Here is a 16,921-nt window from a genome sequence, read left to right as displayed (position 1 = left end):
GCGTACGGTATTACATTCCCAGTGCTTCTGGACGAAAACGGGGAAGCAGCCCGGTTGTACGATGTATCATCGATTCCTGCCAGTTTTATTATTGATACTCAGGGAGTGATTCGAGAGAAAATTGTCGGACCTATGACCTACGATTCGATGCAAGAGATGTTGGGTACGCTAAAATAAGGCTATTGTTTTAAGGGTTAACGGAGCTCAGATGTAATGGTTCAGGATTTATAGCGAGCGGATGGAGGTGTATGTTCATGAACACTAAGGGGAAGTCTGTTTTAATTGTAGAAGACGATGCTAAAATCCGCCAGCTTGTTAAGGTATATCTGGAAAGAGAAGGGTATGAGGCCTTGGAAGCAGAAAACGGGGAAGACGCTTTAGAAAAATTTAAACAATTTGACCCATGTTTTGTGATATTAGATTTAATGCTGCCCAGATTGAGCGGGGAAGAAGTCTGTACAACGATCCGGACGGATTTGAAAAGCAATGTTCCGATCATCATGCTGACAGCCAAAGTAGAAGAGATTGAACGTATTCAGGGATTAAGAATGGGTGCGGATGATTATGTCACTAAACCGTTTAGCCCCCAGGAATTGGTCACAAGAGTCGAGGTAGTCTTACGGCGGACCGCTCAGCACTGCAGCAAAATAACCTACCGGGGACTCACTCTGAAACCGTTAAGGGGCGAAATTCATTGCAAGGGAGAACCCATTGTTTTGACGCACCATGAATTTCGTTTGATGTATTTTCTCATGAGGCATCCTAACCAGATTTTGACCAGAGAACAAATTGTAGAAGAACTTTATCCGAATCAGGAAAAAATTGTTACGGAAAGAATAGTCGACGTGCATATCGGCAAATTACGGGAAAAGCTTAAATATGACGGGGACAGTGAGATTATTGAAACGATCAGGGGAATGGGGTATCGCTTTGTCGCGTTTTAAAAACTGGTTTTTTGGGCGAAGAAGTATTCTTGCCAAATTAATTTTGATTAATCTGCTGATCATTGCGATTATTATCAAAGAAATTATTGACCAACACCGGGGGGAGGTCGGTTTAATTTCCCGGCAAGATGAACATTCTTTTTGGTTTACAGTTCCTTTAGCAGATGCATGAGAGGAGATATAGACATAAATCATTCCTTAACTAAGAAAATCATCCTTTTTACTCTAAGTGCTTGTCCAATGGGAAAGTCAATGGGAACAGTATTGAGAGAAGTAGCTGCTTTATTTCCTGAGTTGAACTTTCAAACAGTGTATGTTGAAATTCAAGTGGAAGAAGCTAATCATTACCGGATTAAAACAAATCCCACGACGCTTTTTGTCGATGAAAGTGGCATAGAGCTATACCGTCTGGAAGGTTTCCACGAAACAAACCTTGTTAAAGATACCATAAACAAAATTAATCAAAAGAAGATTGAATTGCCAACGGGCGTTAAGGAGCATCCATTGGCCAAGCGCCTTCATCTTAGCAGCGAGTATTATGACAAAGCCCTTAAACAAAACATTGAGTACAAAGTGTCCGGGATTTACCCCGGTTATTATGTATGGTGCCGGAGTTATTTCCGGACTGTTGGGAATCGGCGGCGGTGTTTTTAAAGTATTGGGCATGGACGTTTTTATGAAGCTACCGATGAAAGTATCTACGGCCACCAGTAATTTTATGATCGGGGTGGCAGCGGCAGCCAGTGCAGGGGTTTATTTTTCACGAGGAGATATCAATCCTTTGGTTGCCGGACCGGTAGCTCTGGGAATTCTTATAGGCGCCCAAGTAGGAACGAAAATCATGGAATACTTAAACAGTAAAACCCTTCGTCTCATATTTATTCCCATTTTAATTTATATCGCTCTGGCAATGCTCTGGAAAGGCTAGGTTATAAAATGAGTAAGGAAACAAACAGTAAAGACTTATTGGATGCTGAATTATTTATCAGTTCCAGCTTGCGCTTGGGAGTTTATCTTTCCGCTGCAGTTATTGTCATCGGAATGATTTTGTTTTTTGCTACGAGTAGCTCCGGTTATCAAACCGATCAATTTCCCACAACCGTGGGAGGGGTCTTGTCTGAAACCATGCACTTTAACCCGTCAGCCATTATTAGCTTGGGACTTCTGCTTTTGATAGTTACACCCGTTTTCCGGGTCGCCGCCTCAGTCTTGTTATTTGTTTTAGAAAAAGATCATTTATATACTGTAATTACATTATTCGTCCTTTGTGTCCTCATAATAAGCTTTATGCTCGGTAAAGCTTTGTAGAAATCACCTAAAAGAGGAGGAACAGAAAGACGTTAATAACATTTGTTAATTATTGGGGATATTGAATTCAATACAAGGGAGGTAGGAAAAGTGGAAGCTGAAGTAATAATGTATATGGCACCTCTCTGACCGCATTGTGCACGCGCTAAGCGGTTCCTTGCGGGTAAAGGAATTAAATTCGAAGAAAGAAATATAATATTTCCCAAAGCGCGCAAAGAAATGCGAGCTTTGACGGATGCGATGACGATACCGGTCACAAAAGTGGCAGACCGGGTGCTTGTGGGTTTTTCACAGACAGAGTTTGAGCAGGCGTTTCAATCGTACCGATCCGGTATATTTCTATAGTTGAAAATCTGTTATCAATTCCTATTATATCTCTGCCAAGGACGAAGATTACTCTGCCCCTAGTAGCAGCTAACAATCATTGGAAACAATCTACCTAGCTGGAAAAACTTAAGCAAAACGGATTCTCACCCCAGAAATGTGTTGGCATTGCATGGAGTGGTGATCGCGTTCATCAGCCAAATTAGTCTTGGAGGTAAAATGCATGAGCTTTTTTAAGAACCTTTTGAACTTGTTTCGTTACCCCGAAAATCTAATCGATTTGACGCCGGATGAACTAGAAGAACGCATCCGAAATCATGAGTATAGATCGGAAGTTGCGCTGATTGACGTTCGCACCACGGTTGAGTATAAGGGTGGACATATCCATGGGGCGATGTCCTTTCCATTAGGCAGTGAGGAGCAAATCGCATTAAAGGTAGAAAAAGATCGCCCTGTGATTCTAATTTGCAAAACCGGGCATAGAAGTCAATCCGCAGCGGCAGCATTGTTTCAACTCGGATTTCAAAATGTCTCTCATTTAAAAGGGGGAATGGATGCGTGGAGAAAGAAAGGGAAGCCTACGGTCTACTAGTATTTGTATGATTAATGTGTTGGGTAGCATCTTATGAATTTTCAGCAAGCCCAGGGATAATCACCCAGGGCTTGCTATATTAATTGCCTAGATGGGTACAAATGTCCCTTGCAATTCCACGTTCAGCGGGTGATGCCGTGCCAAATACATCCGCATGGCATCAATACTATGAAGAGTGATATTTTGACGGTTTGTTCCGTATATGGGAGGAACCCTTGGACAGGGCCGCCTTCTGGTAAAGGTCCGGTGTGGATTTGGCCTTGAGCAGGCCGTAGACCGGCAGGATCCGAAAGGCTAGGTAAAGAATCGTCAATTCTGCGATGGTAAATAGGGTGATAAAGATAAGGTGCTTGAGATCCACGGTATAAGGGTTCAAGGTGTCCCCACTTAACGGGATCTGCTGGCCGCCAATGACGAAGTTGATGCGCATAGCGGACATAAGGAAGATGAGAGGTATAAGGCCAGTGTGCCAAAGGGCCCGGGACTGAATATCCGCGAGGATAAACCCGGTGTAGCCGTGTACCATCAAAGCCAGCGGCACGCCCAGTGTCAACAGGAATTTGACAATTTTGGCATCTTTAACCAAAGCGGCCTCGGAGAGATCCGTTTTACCAAACGTGAGCAGTTTATACAGGCTCTGGAGGAAGCCGGTTAGTTTTTAGCCAGATCTTTACAACGGATAGGTGAGCGCTGCGGCGCGCTCTTGGAGAACCTTGGGCGTATAAGCAAATTCCCTGTGACGGTTCCTGCGTCAAGGCCTAAGGTATTTAAAATGGGGACAAGGGCAGCCCCTAGGGTTTTGACTACTGGGTAGGTTCCGTGAAGGGTATCTCCATTGTCACAAAACAGGCCGTTTCTGTCATTTTTCCAATGGTCATCCGGGATTTCGCCCCGAGCTTGCTGCGCTTTTGCCCGGCCAGTTTGGAAGCGCAGTGGTTTTTATAGCCATTTAGGAGAAGGACCGGATAATCATGAATGAAATCGATATCTTCATCAATGGCCAAGGCCGGCGGGCACACGGCGAATTTATGAAGAAAATATTTAAACTATGGATATATCTGGGAAATAGCTGAACAATGAATCCGAATTATTTTAATAGGTTATTCGGTAACACAATGACAATTATGTTAATATATTACATTTTGATGATTTATTTGCGAAATGCAGAATTAATATTATTGGTTCGTCTAACCGCACATGTCGCAATCTTTACTGATTCATCCATGAGGTCTTTTAAGAGTTCTCGATGCATCTAGAAGATTGCTCTTAGACCTTCGTCGATGGTAAAGATGACATGACGATGATTGACTTGTATGACCCCTTCAGCGATCATTCAGCTCCATTCCTCTGTTTCGCCACTAGAACAAGTTGTGCAAACCGTCCTTTACAACGAAATGGCACAAGCCTTACATCATGGCAAGTTTCACAGACCAGAAGTTTGAATCCATGTTTTGGATCCCCGCATCTGTGAAATTTCTCCACCTGTTTTATAACGATGGATCGTACAATTTCTCCATATTTCCCTACGAACGTTTTCCAATGCCTATGTTTATCGAGAAAAATCTATCGTAAAATGTTCTCTTTGCCCAATGAAAATGCAACACTTAAAATAAGAGCGACAATAACTGGCAGTACACCATGCATGATAGACTGAGTAAATTGGTTTCCCCTGATTTTAAGATAAAACTTTTCTAAAAGATACATTGCACCCAATGATGGTAAAAAGACTGCAATCGTAGAAATGAATGCACCTAGCAATCCCGCGACTTTGTACCCAATAAATGTAGCACTGATTGATATTGGTCCGGGAGTTACTTGACCCAAAGCAATGGCCGCTGAAAACTGCGAATTTGTAAGCCAATGGTTTTTCCCAACAGCTAAGTTCTGCATTAAAGAAATCATGGCAAAACCTCCGCCAAAGCTAAAAAGGCCCACTTTTAAAAAAGAAAATGCCAGGACTGCTAAGATTTTCATGATTAACGTCTACATCCTTTCAGAGGTAAGTTGTGTTTCAAGGTCTTGATTTAACACAAATTCTTTGAACCAATACCTTGACCGCTCCTGTCCCCCCCCCAGCAACACTAGCCAAATAGGATTAAGCTTTAAGTAGAGACTTGCTAAAAGGGCACAGCTGGTACTCATATAATAATACCAGCGGCGAGGGAACTTTTTAACAAGCGCCCACACCACAGCTAACATCAATCCAACCACTCCTGCTGTTAAACCTGCCATTGCCCCGCGTACCAAGTGGTTACCTTCCCAAGTTAAAAAAAGTCCGGACAGAAGGACAATAATTAAGAATGAAGGAAGAATAAGAGCAGCAGTGGCTAACACCATGGTTTTTACTCCTCCGTCATTAAACTCCCCATCCTTTTAGCCTAGGCTAGATCATAATCACTGGAATCCCCCATGATATCCGTAGCGAGGAATTTGTGTCCTTTGTTTTGCTTTTCTGTAACGATCTCGAGTAACGAATCGTCATAATTTCAATGAAAGATCGGCTCCATCTCTTATGGCTTCGACGGCCGTTGCCATTACATTGCAATCGCCTATAAAGCTGTACTTATCATTGCCTTTTAATTCATTGAAGGTCTTATTCGGGTTATTCCCTATTGCTATAACAATATCGTCAAATTCGATTACTTTTTCGATTTCATCCACATTATATGATAATTTTTTATCCGATATATGGTTTATTGTGGCCTTCGTAATGATGCTCACATTCAGTTTTTTGAGCCTGTTTAAAAGGAGCTTCCTTACCATCGGAAATACTCCATCCCCTACTTCATCTTTTGCCTCCAGCACGGTCACACTTTTGCCTTTTTCCGCAAGTAATTCGGCGGTTTCAAGGCCTGTAAGGCCGCCGCCAATTACGATAATACCTGTGTCCTCCGGCAAATCGCCGGACAAAACATCGAAGGCTTGATAGGAGACTATGTCCATATCCCCATTGATTTTCCTGGGAACAGAACCGGCTGCAATCACAACTTTGTCAAAAGGCATATTTTTTATTTCTTCAACTGTTACGTTCCTGTTCAAGTGTACGGCGATATTATTTTTTCTTAGTTCTCTCTCTAAATACTCTACAACCCTGCCTATTTCTCCTTTATGCGGCGGTATTTTTGCTATATTCAACTGACCACCAAGTTTATTACTTTTTTCAAACAACTCGACTCTATGACCTTTTTTCGCAAGATACACGGCCGCGGCCATACCCGCCGGGCCACCGCCTATCACCGCGATGTCTAATGGATGATCTGTTTTAACTTCAAATTCTTTCTCTCTTCCCACCTCCGGGTTTATCATACAGGAGACGGGAAGCCCCTTTAAGATATATGCTATACATGCCTGATTACAGTGTATGCAATATCTTATGTCATTGCCGTTTCCCTTTTTAAGCTTTACAACGCAATCAGGATCGCCAATAAGGCCCCTGGCTATTCCTATAAAGTCGGCCGCATTATCCTGTAATATTTGTTCCCAGTTTTCTGCAAACCCAAGCTTGTTGGCCGCTATCACGGGTATGCCGACATTGTTTTTTATCCTCTTTACAAGATTCAATAAAGGCATGTCCTCTACACTCATCGGCGATATATGGTATTCCGACGTGGAACCCACACCCGCGGAAAGGTCAAACCCGTTGGCACCGTTTGCTTCAAGCATTTTTGCAAATTCAACACTTTCTTCGATATTAAATCCTCCACCTGTAAAATCGTCGGCATTGATCCTGCATATGACCGCTAGATCAGGGACATAAGTCTTAACTTTGCGCAGTATCTCCAGAGCAAACTTAGCCCTTCCTTCAAAACTTCTGCCATATTCATCTGCCCTTTTGTTTACATCTGGTGATAAAAATTGATTAACAAACCATCCATGGGCAAAATGAAGCTCTACCATGTCAAAACCGGCCTTTTTTGCCCTCACGGCTGCCTTCGCAAAATCTTCTATAAACCCCTGTACCTCTTCTCTTGAAAAATCTGCAGGCTTAAATTTTGGATTATGCATGGCAAGCTGTATTCCCGCTTTTGCCCCATTTTGATGGATTATATTTGCTAACTTTTTAAGTCCGTCAATCTTTTCATCGCTGTCTATTCCAAGTTGATTTTTAAAAAATTTGCCAAAAATATTTACGTAACTTGCTCCTACTATGACCAATGATACATCCTTTGATCTCCTGTTATAGTATTCTATTTCTCTATTGGTAACAAATCCATCTTGTGCAAGATTTGTTACCGTGGGCAACATAACCAATCGGTTTTTTAAATTGATATTTCCTATTTTTCCTTCGTTAAATAACATTTATATCACCTCATAGTTTAATTTTAACACTAAAACTTGTTATTCAATTAACTAGTTTACCGTGGGGTTCTTTATCTTACTTCCGTTAGGACCTATCTTCGGTAATTCCTCTGTGCTTTCTTCAACGCTTTTACGAAGTTTGTACTGGATTTAGGCCCGTATTAGCTTTAACGAGTAGAGATATAGAATTAGGGCCAACCTTAATCGAGAGCTAGATTTACAATAATCAGCAAACAAGAGAGGAAGAAAATGCAAAAGATAATCAATGCTCCGATCTCATGGACAACAGCTCATGTGACAAGCTAGAGGACAAATGTTTCTTCGGTCCAGCGCCGTAACCCTCCACCGATGGTGGCTATGAAACTGATCGTTTGCTTATGCTACGGTGAAAACTATCCAAATATGATTTATCGTTGGCAAGGGCTATGCATAAAATGGCTGCCGAATTCAGTATTTTATACTTGCCAAACATATGGAGTCTAGTTATAGATATAATCGCGGGTCCATGGTAAGTGGTTATTGGGACCCTTGCTGAATAAAAACTGGTGTAGGTCAAGGTTCCCACAGTTAAAGGAGGCAGCAGACGATTGAAGATAGAGGCGCCACATACGGATAAAGGATTCATCTTTGCTCTCGCGAATCAAAGGCAAGGCCTGTTCAAAGTTCTGGGCCCAATGTTCTAAAGTACGGGTATAATGACTTCTCAGGCTTTCGACATCAAGTAAGTAAAAATCGTGACTTTCCATCTGACGAATCAGTTCAGAGACCATAGGAATATAGCCCCCAGGAAAAATGTACTTATTAATCCAAGAATTTGTGCCCTTTTCGTCTCGTCCTGTGATGGAGTGAAGCAGAGAAATTCCGCCATCGACCAGTAATTTCTGGACAGTGGCAAAATATTCGCCCAAATGTTCTTTTCCAACATGCTCAAGCATTCCTACGCTAACGATCCGATCAAAGACCTGGTTTTTAATCTCACGATAATCCAACAGTTGCACATCAACCCAATCCTTTAAATGTTCATGCTCAATACGGCTCCTAACATGCTCATACTGCTCCTGGCTATGCGTGATTCCTAGGGCTTTAACATGGTATTTTTGAGCGGCAGTAAGGATTAATTCGCCCCAACCGCAGCCAATATCCAGCAAACGCTGCTCTTTTTGAAGATTAAGTTTGCGCAGAATATGATCTACTTTATTTTTCTGAGCCTGAAGTAAATTATCCTCTGGAGATTTAAAATAAGCACAAGAATAGGTTAACGTGTCATCAAGCCATAAACGGTAAAAATCATTGCCAATGTCATAATGATATTGAGCATTTTCTTTGCTTTTTCTAACGCCATTGGAAATAAATTTCACCAACTTCAGATAGGACGGGTTTTTATGCAAAAAGCTTTCTTGGTTCTTATAGAGAGATTCGATGACCTCCCGGACACTTCCTTCGATTTCGAGTTTATCCTGCATATACGCTTCGCCAAAAGCTAGGGAAGAATCCCCGATGATCTCTGACTTGGGAATAGGTTCACGCAAAATGATTCGGAACTTCGTATCCCCTTCACCAAACTGGTTGATATCTCCATCCCAGAATTCCACCTGGCAGGGATCAGAAAATAGACCCTCGAAAAGATTTTCATAAAATAGTTTGTCAACATTCATTAAACCTACCACCTTTCTTCTTAATCATTCCCCATCACCTAAACTAAATATAGCATCGATGCCATAATTTTAATGGCACCGATGGCGGAAGAAGGGTATAAACTCTTGTATAAACGCTTTACTAACCTGCTCTCGCTGCAGAAAAGCAAAAGCAATATTGCAGCGAGAGCAGGTTAAGCAAAATTTGCGTAAGCAAACGTAGACGATAAAGCGTTAATGCACTGGAATCATTTGTTTATTAAAGATAAATGGCGTGTCTCGGAAAGTGGAATTCTGCTTTTCAAAAGTTTTCCATTTATAATTCCTGAGGAGGTATTCCAAATGACAATGATAAAGCATATCCATAAAATACTTAGTTGTACGGTACTTGCAACTGCAAAAAAATTGCTTCCAGTAAGTTTTTCTAAAGCATAAGTTCCACTAGTAAAGCTTCCAATAGGAAACACATAACTCCACCAACCTAAATCGAAGGAGATTCCTTCGCCGGATTTGCGTAAGTGGAGCATGGTATATAAGGTAGACATGGCCATACCGATCGGGCCGATTTCTACCCATAAACTCGGTACTGTTTGCCCAGATAAGTGGCTATGATAGACAAGACGGAAATAGACCAGACCGCTCACCATAATAAATAAAAAGAAAGTAACTCCAAACAGGGCAATAATGAAAAAAGTCATGGGTATTTGCAGAGAACCGACATAAGGCAGCAAATTTACACCAGTTGCTGCAGCACAATGGGTGGAACGACGGGGATCAACCAACTGGCTGAAGCATCCTCTGGCTTTACCTCGTGTTTAACAAATAACAAAAATGGGATGGTAATGACAGAAAAACAAGAAACAGCAACTCCAATTAACCATAAAGATTTGCTGATGACCAAGGCCTGATCAAAAGGCAAAAGATGGGTTCCAACAAGAAAGTAAGCGTTTCCGACTACATTGATAGCCATAGCTAGAGCACCATAAAATATGGCGCGTGATGGATGGCGGAAATCATCACGCGCATAAATCACCTCTTAATTATTTGACTATCCAAAGCATAAAACTTAAAATAGTATAAGTAAAATCATTAGTTATTATCTGATAAATAAGGATATCTTATCAATAGTGTGTGTGTCCCAAAATACTGTAAAAATTAAGGGAGTCATGTCTTTTGAAGAAGGTGATAAATTTGGACCATCGTCTCCTTACGTTTGTAACGGTAGCAGAAGAAAAAAGTTTTACACGGGCAGCCATTGTTCTGCATATTACTCAACCAGCAGTTACACAGCATATGTAGAGGAACTAGCAACGTAAACATGGATTTTAAGGGAAAAGGGATCGGGAACCAGGAAAGTAGCAGAAAAGGCCCTTGAAGAGTTCTTGAATTGGGGAGTATTCAAATTATTAAAGAAGCCCGGATTGGGCATTTCGGTTCTTTCCAATTGGACTGTTCGTAAAGAGCTTTCTTTGAACACCTTAAAGTTAGTCAATCCAGAAAGTTTATCATTGACAAGGTCGTTTTCATATATTTATTTGCCAATAGGAGTGGCGAACTAAAACGATCCAATTATTTGCGGGTTGCATTGACGACAATTTTGTTAAGGTCAGCAAAATGGTTGAAACCGGTGTATCTTATTTTTGAGCCGCAAAGGGATAATGATACTCTCACCAAGGTCATTGATTTAGTTAATAAGAAATACGGTGAAAAGAGTATCACAAGGGCACGACTGTTGCGACTAAAATATTTCAAGGGGGTAGTCAGTTAGTCCCATTTTAGTAACGTTCTCAATAAAGCAGTACAAACACCCGGCGGCCTTAAAAGAATGTTGTTGGATTGGGTGTCTTAGGTGAGGTGGAGAATACGAACCAAGGAACAGCCTTTTAAGAATTCTCTAAATGGTTTCAGTGGGTTATAATATGTGTAGGGTTGCAGGCAAGTTAGGGAAAGGAAAAGGTGATCAAGATATGAAGCCAGTCAGCTTGAAAGAAATTGTCGATAGACTGGATTGCATCATGGATGGATGGAACCATTATTTGAACAAAAAGACAGGTGATATCGTCGAAATCCAAATGGAGTATTTAAGCATTGCCGAAGAATCCGAAGATGATGATGATTTTAGTGAATATGAGGACTGGGAGCAGGATGCTATTCGCGAGGCAGTGGACGTGGTGGATAACTGGGGCGATTATCTTGAACTACCCGATCGGGAAGAAGTTAACGAATATCGGATTATGGAAAACTTTTGTTATTCTCAAGAAGATGACAAACTGCGAAATAAGCTGTGTTACTCAATTGATGGTAAAGGCGCGTTTCGTCGCTTCAGAGATGTGATCATTAAGCATGGGATAGAAAAAGAATGGGATTCGTACAAATATGAGACATTATGTGAAATTGTCCGCGAATGGTGCGAATTTCATGAAATTGACTATAAATAAGTTGTTGCGATGAGAACTTCGTTCTCCGAAGTCTGACAGTGCGCCAAGATCACTTAAGCCGATCAAATAATAGAGATATATTCTTAAGGTTACAGGGGTAGACGGTGTTTTTGATTTATACGCATAGTTGAAAAGCACGAAAAGGCCGAAAACAATATATGTTTTCCTATGCCTGCTGGAATTAGTCGAAAAGGACAGCAAGAACTATCAATTGGTTCATGATTATAACTTGTGGTTTAGTAATCTTTAAATTGCAAATGATCGTTCTGAGTGTCCTACAGGAAGGAGAAAAGCAACGTGAACCAAGCAAAACCGACCAGAGAAGAATGGAACTCTTTATACCAAGCCGCAGTAGATTTCAAACGCTCGGCCTGTTGGGAATGGATGTATGACGATGATATTTTTGGGGTGGTAGACCCTGAAACTAGGGAAACTGCCTATTGCTGCATCATGGGCAATGGTGGAGAGCATTTTGCTGTTGCTGGATATCTCGGTACTGAAGGCTTAAGTGGGATACTTGGACTGCTTTCCGGAGAAATCGACACAGAGAGTTCCGAAAGCATGTTTATCCAAAAGTGCCTGATGTGTTCTTTTGAAGACAGATCACTCCTATCGGCGGAAGATTTAAAAAATATCAAAGAAATGGGGTTGAAATTCCGTGGTAGAAATGAATGGCCGCTTTTCAGATATCACGAGCCGGGTTTTGCACCCTGGTTTCTCAGTGCGACCCAATGCCGTTTTCTTACACATATTTTGAGACAAGCTCTGGAGGTGGCTTTGTGTTGTCGGAACGGCAAGGAGATTCTAGATCATGAAACACCTTTTACTTTCTTAATAAGAGTTTGCCTGAAATCTGGGGAATGGGTAGACCAATATATAACGGCAGAGCCTGACGAGCCGGAGTTCGTTTCCTTCCATATCCAGGATGAAATCCGGCTTAAAAAACTTAAAACCTTTAAACCCAAGCAAAATCTGATATTAGAAGCGGATACTTTTTATGTTCCAACTCCAGTCAGAGAAAACGATAGGCCCTACTTCCCGAAAGTAGGTGTACTCCTCGACCATCACAGCGGTCTGGTCGTTTCCTTCGAAATGATGAAGGACATTCAGGAAGAAGGATACAAGTGTATAAATAGGCTCGTAGACTTTATCGAACAAAATATGCCAACTAAGTTACTTGTAGCAAGAGTGGAAACCTATTATCTTTACTTGGATGTGTGCAAACAGCTTGGGTTACCGATTGAGATGGTTGAACAACTTGAATATGCCGAGGAATTTCGCAACGGAGTGTTTGATCAGTTTGTGGACACCCATGACAGCGAGCGGTGAAGAGGGAAAATTCTTCACGAGCAGCAATCATAATCTCTTATGCATCCATGCCAAGGGAATCCAGAAGACTGGTCAGCAATAATACCTTGACCACCTGTTCCACCGCTACATATTAAGCAGTACAAACACCCTGCGGCTTTCTTGAAATGTTGGTGGATTGGGTGTCTCGGGTAAGGTCGGAATAAGGGTACTGAGGGAATCGGGAGTTTTGGTTTCTTGGAAATTCAAAAGACTAAACCGGGTGGAAGTGGGGAGAGGGAGTTCGTAGATTTTTTAGACGTAGTGACATCGAATAAACGTCTTTTTCTTTTTATCGCGTTTTATTAAACCTCTATCTGAAAGAATTGATAATAATGAAATGAATAAAAGCATGATACAATTTGGGATTCTGGTTTGGAACATATCATTATTTCCAATGGAGGATAGAGAAAAACAAAAAGATAGCATTATAAAAAGATTAGTCAAGGATAAACAAATAGAGGATGAGTTTAATGAAATCTATGATTATTTGATTTTTAGGAAAGATACTCTTTTTAAGAATGATAGAAGGTTTGTTGTTGATTATGTGATTACAGAGCATGAAAATAATTTTAATTTAACCATTGGATCAACCAAACTTATAAATGAATAAGGGGTACAGGATTCCGTAGGTTAGAATAATTCAAGTTAAGAAATAATAAATTGGATAATGGATGGCTGGGCCTTTGAGGGGGCGCAGAAGTATGCCAAACTTAGATGCTAAAGAATATGCAAGTTTTGAGAGTATAAAACATATTTCAGAAGATGGTTCCGAGTTTTGGTATGTTCGAGACCTTGCTTCCGTGCTTGAATATGCACAATGGAGGAATTTTGCAAAAATAATAGACAAAGTAAAAAAAACCCGCCGGATCAAAATCACATGAAAGAATGTTATTGGCCGGAAATGACCCTGCCCGAAATGGGTGAGCCCAAGCCGAGTGCATGCATGGGAAAAGTATGTAAATAATAATGAAGCCTACAGAGATGAAGCAGAGAATCCGGTCTTTAAGGGCAAAACGGGGAGAAGAGAAAAATGAACCCACGGTTTTCAAGTTTCGTGTTTATTTTGAGAATATCACTAAGGAAGAATTGAACCGGCTGCGCTGGTCCCTGACCTTTGATGATCCTGACTGCGCCCACAAAATAGGAAGGGCCAAACCGCTTGGCCTTGGAAGTGTGAGAATGAGTGTCAAGCAGGTAGGCATCCGTCAGATTGATCAGGAAACAGGGGAATGGTCATGCCGATCGCAATTCTTGGAGAACAGTCCTAAAGTAGCTGTATTAAAATTGTTCAGCCATTTTTCATACTTGTTCCAGTTTGAATTGTGTTATAATGGAAATAATCAGTGACTTGCACCATCACAATGAGCAGCACATAGAATTGAATTATTTATGATAAAAATAATGCAAATTGTGGAATGATTAAAAAAAGGTGAAGGGATGGTGAAAAATTATGAATCAGATAGCGGTCAACATGTATCTGCCTGAGGATGTGTTATTGGAGATAAACTCACTGCATATAGAGGGCAAAACCCTTGAGGATAAACTAAAACTCAACCTATCCATAGGTCTTTTCGTATCCAAAGATATAAGCCTTGGAAAGGCAGCCCAACTTGCAGGCAAGTCTTTATCAGAATTTATCAATATCCTTAACCATTTGAATATTCCTGCTGTTGAATATACAGAGGAAATGTATGAAGATGACCTGAAATTTATGTCCAATCACGAAAGCGAGAGGCCCAGTGTATGAATATTGTATCAAATTCCAGCCCGCTGATATTTCTGAGTAAGATAGGCAGGCTGGATGTACTAACCCAGATATTCAATAAGATATACATTCCTTATGCTGTATATGAGGAAACTGTGCTGTCACACAAAACTGATGATGCCGCTTCGCAGATTGCTCATTTTGTTACAAAAGGGCAAATTATCCAGTTCAATGTACAGAATGAGTTGGCGGTAAAGGCTCTTTCAGGTCGTTTGCATCCTGGAGAAGTTCAAGTTATTATTGGAGCATCAGAACTTGGTATAAAGGAAGTCATTCTTGATGATCTCCACGCACGAAACAAAGCAGAACAATTTGATTTAAACAGCATAGGTACTCTTGGCATACTGAGAATCGCTTATAAAAAGGGTATAATCAAAGATTTTAAATCCGATATAGCAAAGCTAATGAATGTAGATTTTAGAATATCGCCTACCCTGCTACAAAGAATACTTGATGATTTAAATTAAGCAGGAACTGCGAATTTATTTTTTATCCTTTACTCTCCCGCCTGTGCAGCTGGGCTGACGGACAATGCGCAGCATTATAAAAAACTTTGGTAATAACGACGACGACTCTATCTTAATAAATGAAGATCGTTTTATGCATAGCTGACCATCTGCAATTATCGGAAATGTTGCGGGAGGTCATTTATTTTATGACATTGACGACTATTTTGCTGAGGTCAGCAAAATGGTTGAAGCCGGTGTATCTTCAAAGCCCGTATTAGATTTTAAACTTACTCGATATGCTTGTTACCTTATTGTACAAAACGGTGATCCTCGAAAGGAAGTAATAGCACTTGGGCAGACTTATTTTGCAATTCAAACTAGGCGGCAAGAGGTTGCGGACTATTTCAACCAGCTTGATGAAGATAATAAACGGCTTGTTGTGCGCGGAGATGTTAAGCAATGGAATCAAATGCTCGCTAAAATAGATCTTAAAGAGAATGAAAAATTCTTGATTTTATGAGTAGCACAGAACTGATAGCCAACCTATTCAGAATATCTCAAACAGAAGAAAAACTTAAAAAAGATGAAATTTCCACTGCTGATGCGGCAAATGAAGTGCACTTCATTGTAGGAAGTGAGGTGCGGGGAACAATCAAACGAGTAGGAGGCACATTGCCGGAAGATATGCCCGCACCAACCCGTAGTATCACAGAAATTGAGAGGGAACAGATAAAGAAACTAAAAAAGTCAAAAACCAAATTAATGCTGGATGAATAGCAATGTTATGAAAACACCATAAAGGCCTTTCTCTTGCCCGGCAAAACTAACGTGACGAAAGATTTCTGCTAAATTAATTTGATACTCACTCAACTCTCCAACAAGAGGGATCTTCCAAATTATTGGGGCTATCGAAAGGGCTATATCCTCCCCACAAATCAAATGTTTGCATATCTCTACAAAGAGCAATTCCAATGCTTCATTTGGAGATATTTCTAAGCATTTATTTTTACTACTACCGTACTACTACGTCAATGATTTTGTATGATTATGAGTTACATTCCAGCAGCCTTTCTGTAAGTCTTTAAAAGATTGGATATTTCAACAGATGTCTTGAATGAGTAGTTTTTATTTTTCTGCTCAAAAGAAAAGGCCACATTGAATGTTACTTCAAGGTGGTCTATTCTTAATACTCAGTTGCTGTAGGGATATTTCCAAGGACTGTTTTTCTTTCTCCAGTTCCGTCATGCGAGTCTTGAAGGATTCCTGAAAAAATCCATTTTCAACGGCTGTCATGATATTGGCTATCTGCTTACAAAATTGTATGGAAGAAAACTAAAAGAATTGTAAAAAGAAATAAGAAAACCATCAGAATCCTGACGGTTTTCTTATTTCTTTTATTTTATAATTTGAAAGTGGAACTGTTAAAGTCCAATTACAAAAGCAATCGTTTTTCTCCAAGATTGATGATCTTCAGGTTTTCTCTTTTCAAAGGACTTTTGATCACGAAGAACAGCAAAGATGTAGTGGAGAAGTTTGTGCATGACGGCCACGAGAGCCACCTTTTTCTTCTTGCTGACGCATTTTGACGTGTAGAAATCTATTTAAGCTTATCTGCATGTGTTCTATCCCATCGATATGAAACTTGATCTTAGTATCAAGCAATGAGAATTCACTGGGCATAGAAGAAGCAAGCTGAGCACAGTCACGAAGCAGCGCCACCTTGTTAGAGGCCCACTCGGAGCTCTTACGACTGGTTTTAGAGATTAACAGAGTGAGAACATCGGTGTCAGCTTCACGAAGAGCTCTAGGTGAGTGCAT

General features: G+C 40.7%; 24 protein-coding genes and 3 pseudogenes. 18 read left to right on the top strand and 9 right to left on the bottom strand.

What is annotated here, in order from left to right; translation table 11 throughout:
* Positions 1-9: 9 nt before the first annotated feature.
* The 8 genes and pseudogenes from DSOL_RS19120 (at position 10) to DSOL_RS19090 (ending at position 3,168) form a co-directional block, all read left to right on the top strand.
* Positions 10-177 (top strand): peroxiredoxin family protein, encoded by a 168-nt coding sequence (locus DSOL_RS19120; RefSeq protein ID WP_083642769.1) that lies wholly within the window; start codon positions 10-12, stop codon positions 175-177.
* A gap of 77 nt (positions 178-254) precedes the next feature.
* Positions 255-944 carry a response regulator transcription factor gene (locus DSOL_RS19115; protein ID WP_075366403.1) on the top strand — a complete coding sequence of 230 codons (690 nt, stop codon included), beginning with the start codon at positions 255-257 and terminating at the stop codon, positions 942-944.
* Positions 931-1,116, top strand: coding sequence for a hypothetical protein (locus tag DSOL_RS19110; protein ID WP_075366402.1), 186 nt, complete (start codon positions 931-933; stop codon positions 1,114-1,116). The genes DSOL_RS19115 and DSOL_RS19110 overlap by 14 nt, the downstream gene beginning before the upstream one ends.
* A gap of 68 nt (positions 1,117-1,184) precedes the next feature.
* Positions 1,185-1,598, top strand: coding sequence for a thioredoxin domain-containing protein (locus DSOL_RS29780; RefSeq protein WP_139314533.1), 414 nt, complete (start codon positions 1,185-1,187; stop codon positions 1,596-1,598).
* On the top strand, positions 1,543-1,872 hold the full coding sequence (locus DSOL_RS19105; protein WP_345788405.1) for a TSUP family transporter: 330 nt from the start codon (positions 1,543-1,545) through the stop codon (positions 1,870-1,872). The genes DSOL_RS29780 and DSOL_RS19105 overlap by 56 nt, the downstream gene beginning before the upstream one ends.
* An 8-nt stretch (positions 1,873-1,880) precedes the next feature.
* Entirely contained in the window at positions 1,881-2,252 is a 372-nt protein-coding gene (locus DSOL_RS19100) for a DUF1634 domain-containing protein (RefSeq protein ID WP_075366400.1), read from the top strand.
* A gap of 141 nt (positions 2,253-2,393) precedes the next feature.
* A pseudogene (locus DSOL_RS29065) lies at positions 2,394-2,597 on the top strand (glutaredoxin family protein); the annotation flags it as partial.
* 202 nt (positions 2,598-2,799) lie between these two features.
* Entirely contained in the window at positions 2,800-3,168 is a 369-nt protein-coding gene (locus DSOL_RS19090) for a rhodanese-like domain-containing protein (RefSeq protein WP_075366399.1), read from the top strand.
* 166 nt (positions 3,169-3,334) lie between these two features.
* Here DSOL_RS19090 and nrfD read toward each other — a convergent pair whose 3' ends face one another.
* From nrfD to DSOL_RS26850, 8 genes and pseudogenes are all read right to left on the bottom strand, one after another.
* Entirely contained in the window at positions 3,335-3,754 is a 420-nt protein-coding gene (gene nrfD / locus DSOL_RS19085) for an NrfD/PsrC family molybdoenzyme membrane anchor subunit (RefSeq protein WP_075366398.1), read from the bottom strand.
* Positions 3,755-3,971: 217 nt separating this feature from the next.
* Entirely contained in the window at positions 3,972-4,172 is a 201-nt protein-coding gene (locus DSOL_RS19080; RefSeq protein ID WP_075366397.1) for a hypothetical protein, read from the bottom strand.
* Positions 4,173-4,497: 325 nt separating this feature from the next.
* Complete coding sequence (locus tag DSOL_RS30140) at positions 4,498-4,731, bottom strand: transposase zinc-binding domain-containing protein (RefSeq protein WP_083642764.1); 234 nt, start codon at positions 4,729-4,731, stop codon at positions 4,498-4,500.
* Positions 4,732-5,142 carry a chromate transporter gene (locus DSOL_RS19070; RefSeq protein WP_075366396.1) on the bottom strand — a complete coding sequence of 137 codons (411 nt, stop codon included), beginning with the start codon at positions 5,140-5,142 and terminating at the stop codon, positions 4,732-4,734.
* A 9-nt stretch (positions 5,143-5,151) separates the two neighbouring features.
* Positions 5,152-5,505, bottom strand: coding sequence for a chromate transporter (locus DSOL_RS19065; RefSeq protein WP_075366395.1), 354 nt, complete (start codon positions 5,503-5,505; stop codon positions 5,152-5,154).
* A 141-nt stretch (positions 5,506-5,646) separates the two neighbouring features.
* On the bottom strand, positions 5,647-7,467 hold the full coding sequence (locus DSOL_RS19060; RefSeq protein ID WP_075366394.1) for an FAD-dependent oxidoreductase: 1,821 nt from the start codon (positions 7,465-7,467) through the stop codon (positions 5,647-5,649).
* 479 nt (positions 7,468-7,946) lie between these two features.
* Positions 7,947-9,122, bottom strand: coding sequence for an SAM-dependent methyltransferase (locus tag DSOL_RS19055; protein ID WP_075366393.1), 1,176 nt, complete (start codon positions 9,120-9,122; stop codon positions 7,947-7,949).
* 227 nt (positions 9,123-9,349) lie between these two features.
* Positions 9,350-10,071, bottom strand: a pseudogene (locus tag DSOL_RS26850) (SLAC1 family transporter).
* Positions 10,072-10,283: 212 nt separating this feature from the next.
* Here DSOL_RS26850 and DSOL_RS19040 point away from each other — a divergent pair.
* The 10 genes from DSOL_RS19040 (at position 10,284) to DSOL_RS29055 (ending at position 15,880) form a co-directional block, all read left to right on the top strand.
* On the top strand, positions 10,284-10,400 hold the full coding sequence (locus DSOL_RS19040; protein WP_235838899.1) for a LysR family transcriptional regulator: 117 nt from the start codon (positions 10,284-10,286) through the stop codon (positions 10,398-10,400).
* 668 nt (positions 10,401-11,068) lie between these two features.
* Entirely contained in the window at positions 11,069-11,539 is a 471-nt protein-coding gene (locus tag DSOL_RS19030; RefSeq protein WP_075366406.1) for a UPF0158 family protein, read from the top strand.
* Between the two features lie 297 nt (positions 11,540-11,836).
* A complete protein-coding gene (locus tag DSOL_RS19025; protein WP_075366389.1) occupies positions 11,837-12,868 on the top strand; it encodes a DUF7309 domain-containing protein in 1,032 nt (343 codons plus the stop codon).
* A gap of 358 nt (positions 12,869-13,226) precedes the next feature.
* Positions 13,227-13,499 carry a hypothetical protein gene (locus DSOL_RS19020; protein ID WP_075366388.1) on the top strand — a complete coding sequence of 91 codons (273 nt, stop codon included), beginning with the start codon at positions 13,227-13,229 and terminating at the stop codon, positions 13,497-13,499.
* 91 nt (positions 13,500-13,590) lie between these two features.
* Positions 13,591-13,770, top strand: a complete 180-nt coding sequence (locus DSOL_RS19015; RefSeq protein ID WP_075366387.1) for a BRO family protein — start codon at positions 13,591-13,593, stop codon at positions 13,768-13,770.
* A gap of 100 nt (positions 13,771-13,870) precedes the next feature.
* On the top strand, positions 13,871-14,236 hold the full coding sequence (locus DSOL_RS19010; protein WP_075366386.1) for a hypothetical protein: 366 nt from the start codon (positions 13,871-13,873) through the stop codon (positions 14,234-14,236).
* Between the two features lie 103 nt (positions 14,237-14,339).
* Positions 14,340-14,636, top strand: coding sequence for a UPF0175 family protein (locus DSOL_RS19005; RefSeq protein WP_075366385.1), 297 nt, complete (start codon positions 14,340-14,342; stop codon positions 14,634-14,636).
* Positions 14,633-15,121, top strand: a complete 489-nt coding sequence (locus DSOL_RS19000; protein ID WP_075366384.1) for a PIN domain-containing protein — start codon at positions 14,633-14,635, stop codon at positions 15,119-15,121. The genes DSOL_RS19005 and DSOL_RS19000 overlap by 4 nt, the downstream gene beginning before the upstream one ends.
* A 223-nt stretch (positions 15,122-15,344) precedes the next feature.
* Positions 15,345-15,623 (top strand): hypothetical protein, encoded by a 279-nt coding sequence (locus DSOL_RS29060; RefSeq protein WP_235838897.1) that lies wholly within the window; start codon positions 15,345-15,347, stop codon positions 15,621-15,623.
* A complete protein-coding gene (locus tag DSOL_RS29055; protein WP_075366383.1) occupies positions 15,620-15,880 on the top strand; it encodes a hypothetical protein in 261 nt (86 codons plus the stop codon). Before DSOL_RS29060 ends, DSOL_RS29055 begins: the two co-directional genes overlap by 4 nt.
* A 644-nt stretch (positions 15,881-16,524) precedes the next feature.
* Here DSOL_RS29055 and DSOL_RS26840 read toward each other — a convergent pair.
* A pseudogene (locus DSOL_RS26840) lies at positions 16,525-16,915 on the bottom strand (IS110 family transposase); the annotation flags it as partial.
* Positions 16,916-16,921: the final 6 nt, after the last annotated feature.

It is taken from the genome of Desulfosporosinus metallidurans, assembly GCF_001936615.1.
Classification (GTDB): domain Bacteria; phylum Bacillota; class Desulfitobacteriia; order Desulfitobacteriales; family Desulfitobacteriaceae; genus Desulfosporosinus; species Desulfosporosinus metallidurans.
Note: the sequence above shows the minus strand (reverse complement) of the source record. Positions and strands in the feature narration are given on the sequence as shown.

What these genes read in the sequence shown, in the direction of transcription:
- DSOL_RS19115 (WP_075366403.1), top strand. Translation starts at nt 255, where the DNA reads ATGAACACTAAGGGGAAGTCTGTTTTAATTGTAGAAGACGATGCTAAA.
- DSOL_RS29780 (WP_139314533.1), top strand. Translation starts at nt 1,185, where the DNA reads ATGGGAAAGTCAATGGGAACAGTATTGAGAGAAGTAGCTGCTTTATTT.
- DSOL_RS19105 (WP_345788405.1), top strand. Translation starts at nt 1,543, where the DNA reads ATGTATGGTGCCGGAGTTATTTCCGGACTGTTGGGAATCGGCGGCGGT.
- DSOL_RS19100 (WP_075366400.1), top strand. Translation starts at nt 1,881, where the DNA reads ATGAGTAAGGAAACAAACAGTAAAGACTTATTGGATGCTGAATTATTT.
- DSOL_RS19090 (WP_075366399.1), top strand. Translation starts at nt 2,800, where the DNA reads ATGAGCTTTTTTAAGAACCTTTTGAACTTGTTTCGTTACCCCGAAAAT.
- DSOL_RS19070 (WP_075366396.1), bottom strand. Translation starts at nt 5,142, where the DNA reads ATGAAAATCTTAGCAGTCCTGGCATTTTCTTTTTTAAAAGTGGGCCTT.
- DSOL_RS19065 (WP_075366395.1), bottom strand. Translation starts at nt 5,505, where the DNA reads ATGGTGTTAGCCACTGCTGCTCTTATTCTTCCTTCATTCTTAATTATT.
- DSOL_RS19060 (WP_075366394.1), bottom strand. Translation starts at nt 7,467, where the DNA reads ATGTTATTTAACGAAGGAAAAATAGGAAATATCAATTTAAAAAACCGA.
- DSOL_RS19055 (WP_075366393.1), bottom strand. Translation starts at nt 9,122, where the DNA reads ATGAATGTTGACAAACTATTTTATGAAAATCTTTTCGAGGGTCTATTT.
- DSOL_RS19030 (WP_075366406.1), top strand. Translation starts at nt 11,069, where the DNA reads ATGAAGCCAGTCAGCTTGAAAGAAATTGTCGATAGACTGGATTGCATC.
- DSOL_RS19020 (WP_075366388.1), top strand. Translation starts at nt 13,227, where the DNA reads ATGAATAAAAGCATGATACAATTTGGGATTCTGGTTTGGAACATATCA.
- DSOL_RS19015 (WP_075366387.1), top strand. Translation starts at nt 13,591, where the DNA reads ATGCCAAACTTAGATGCTAAAGAATATGCAAGTTTTGAGAGTATAAAA.
- DSOL_RS19010 (WP_075366386.1), top strand. Translation starts at nt 13,871, where the DNA reads ATGAAGCAGAGAATCCGGTCTTTAAGGGCAAAACGGGGAGAAGAGAAA.
- DSOL_RS19005 (WP_075366385.1), top strand. Translation starts at nt 14,340, where the DNA reads ATGAATCAGATAGCGGTCAACATGTATCTGCCTGAGGATGTGTTATTG.
- DSOL_RS19000 (WP_075366384.1), top strand. Translation starts at nt 14,633, where the DNA reads ATGAATATTGTATCAAATTCCAGCCCGCTGATATTTCTGAGTAAGATA.
- DSOL_RS29060 (WP_235838897.1), top strand. Translation starts at nt 15,345, where the DNA reads ATGGTTGAAGCCGGTGTATCTTCAAAGCCCGTATTAGATTTTAAACTT.
- DSOL_RS29055 (WP_075366383.1), top strand. Translation starts at nt 15,620, where the DNA reads ATGAGTAGCACAGAACTGATAGCCAACCTATTCAGAATATCTCAAACA.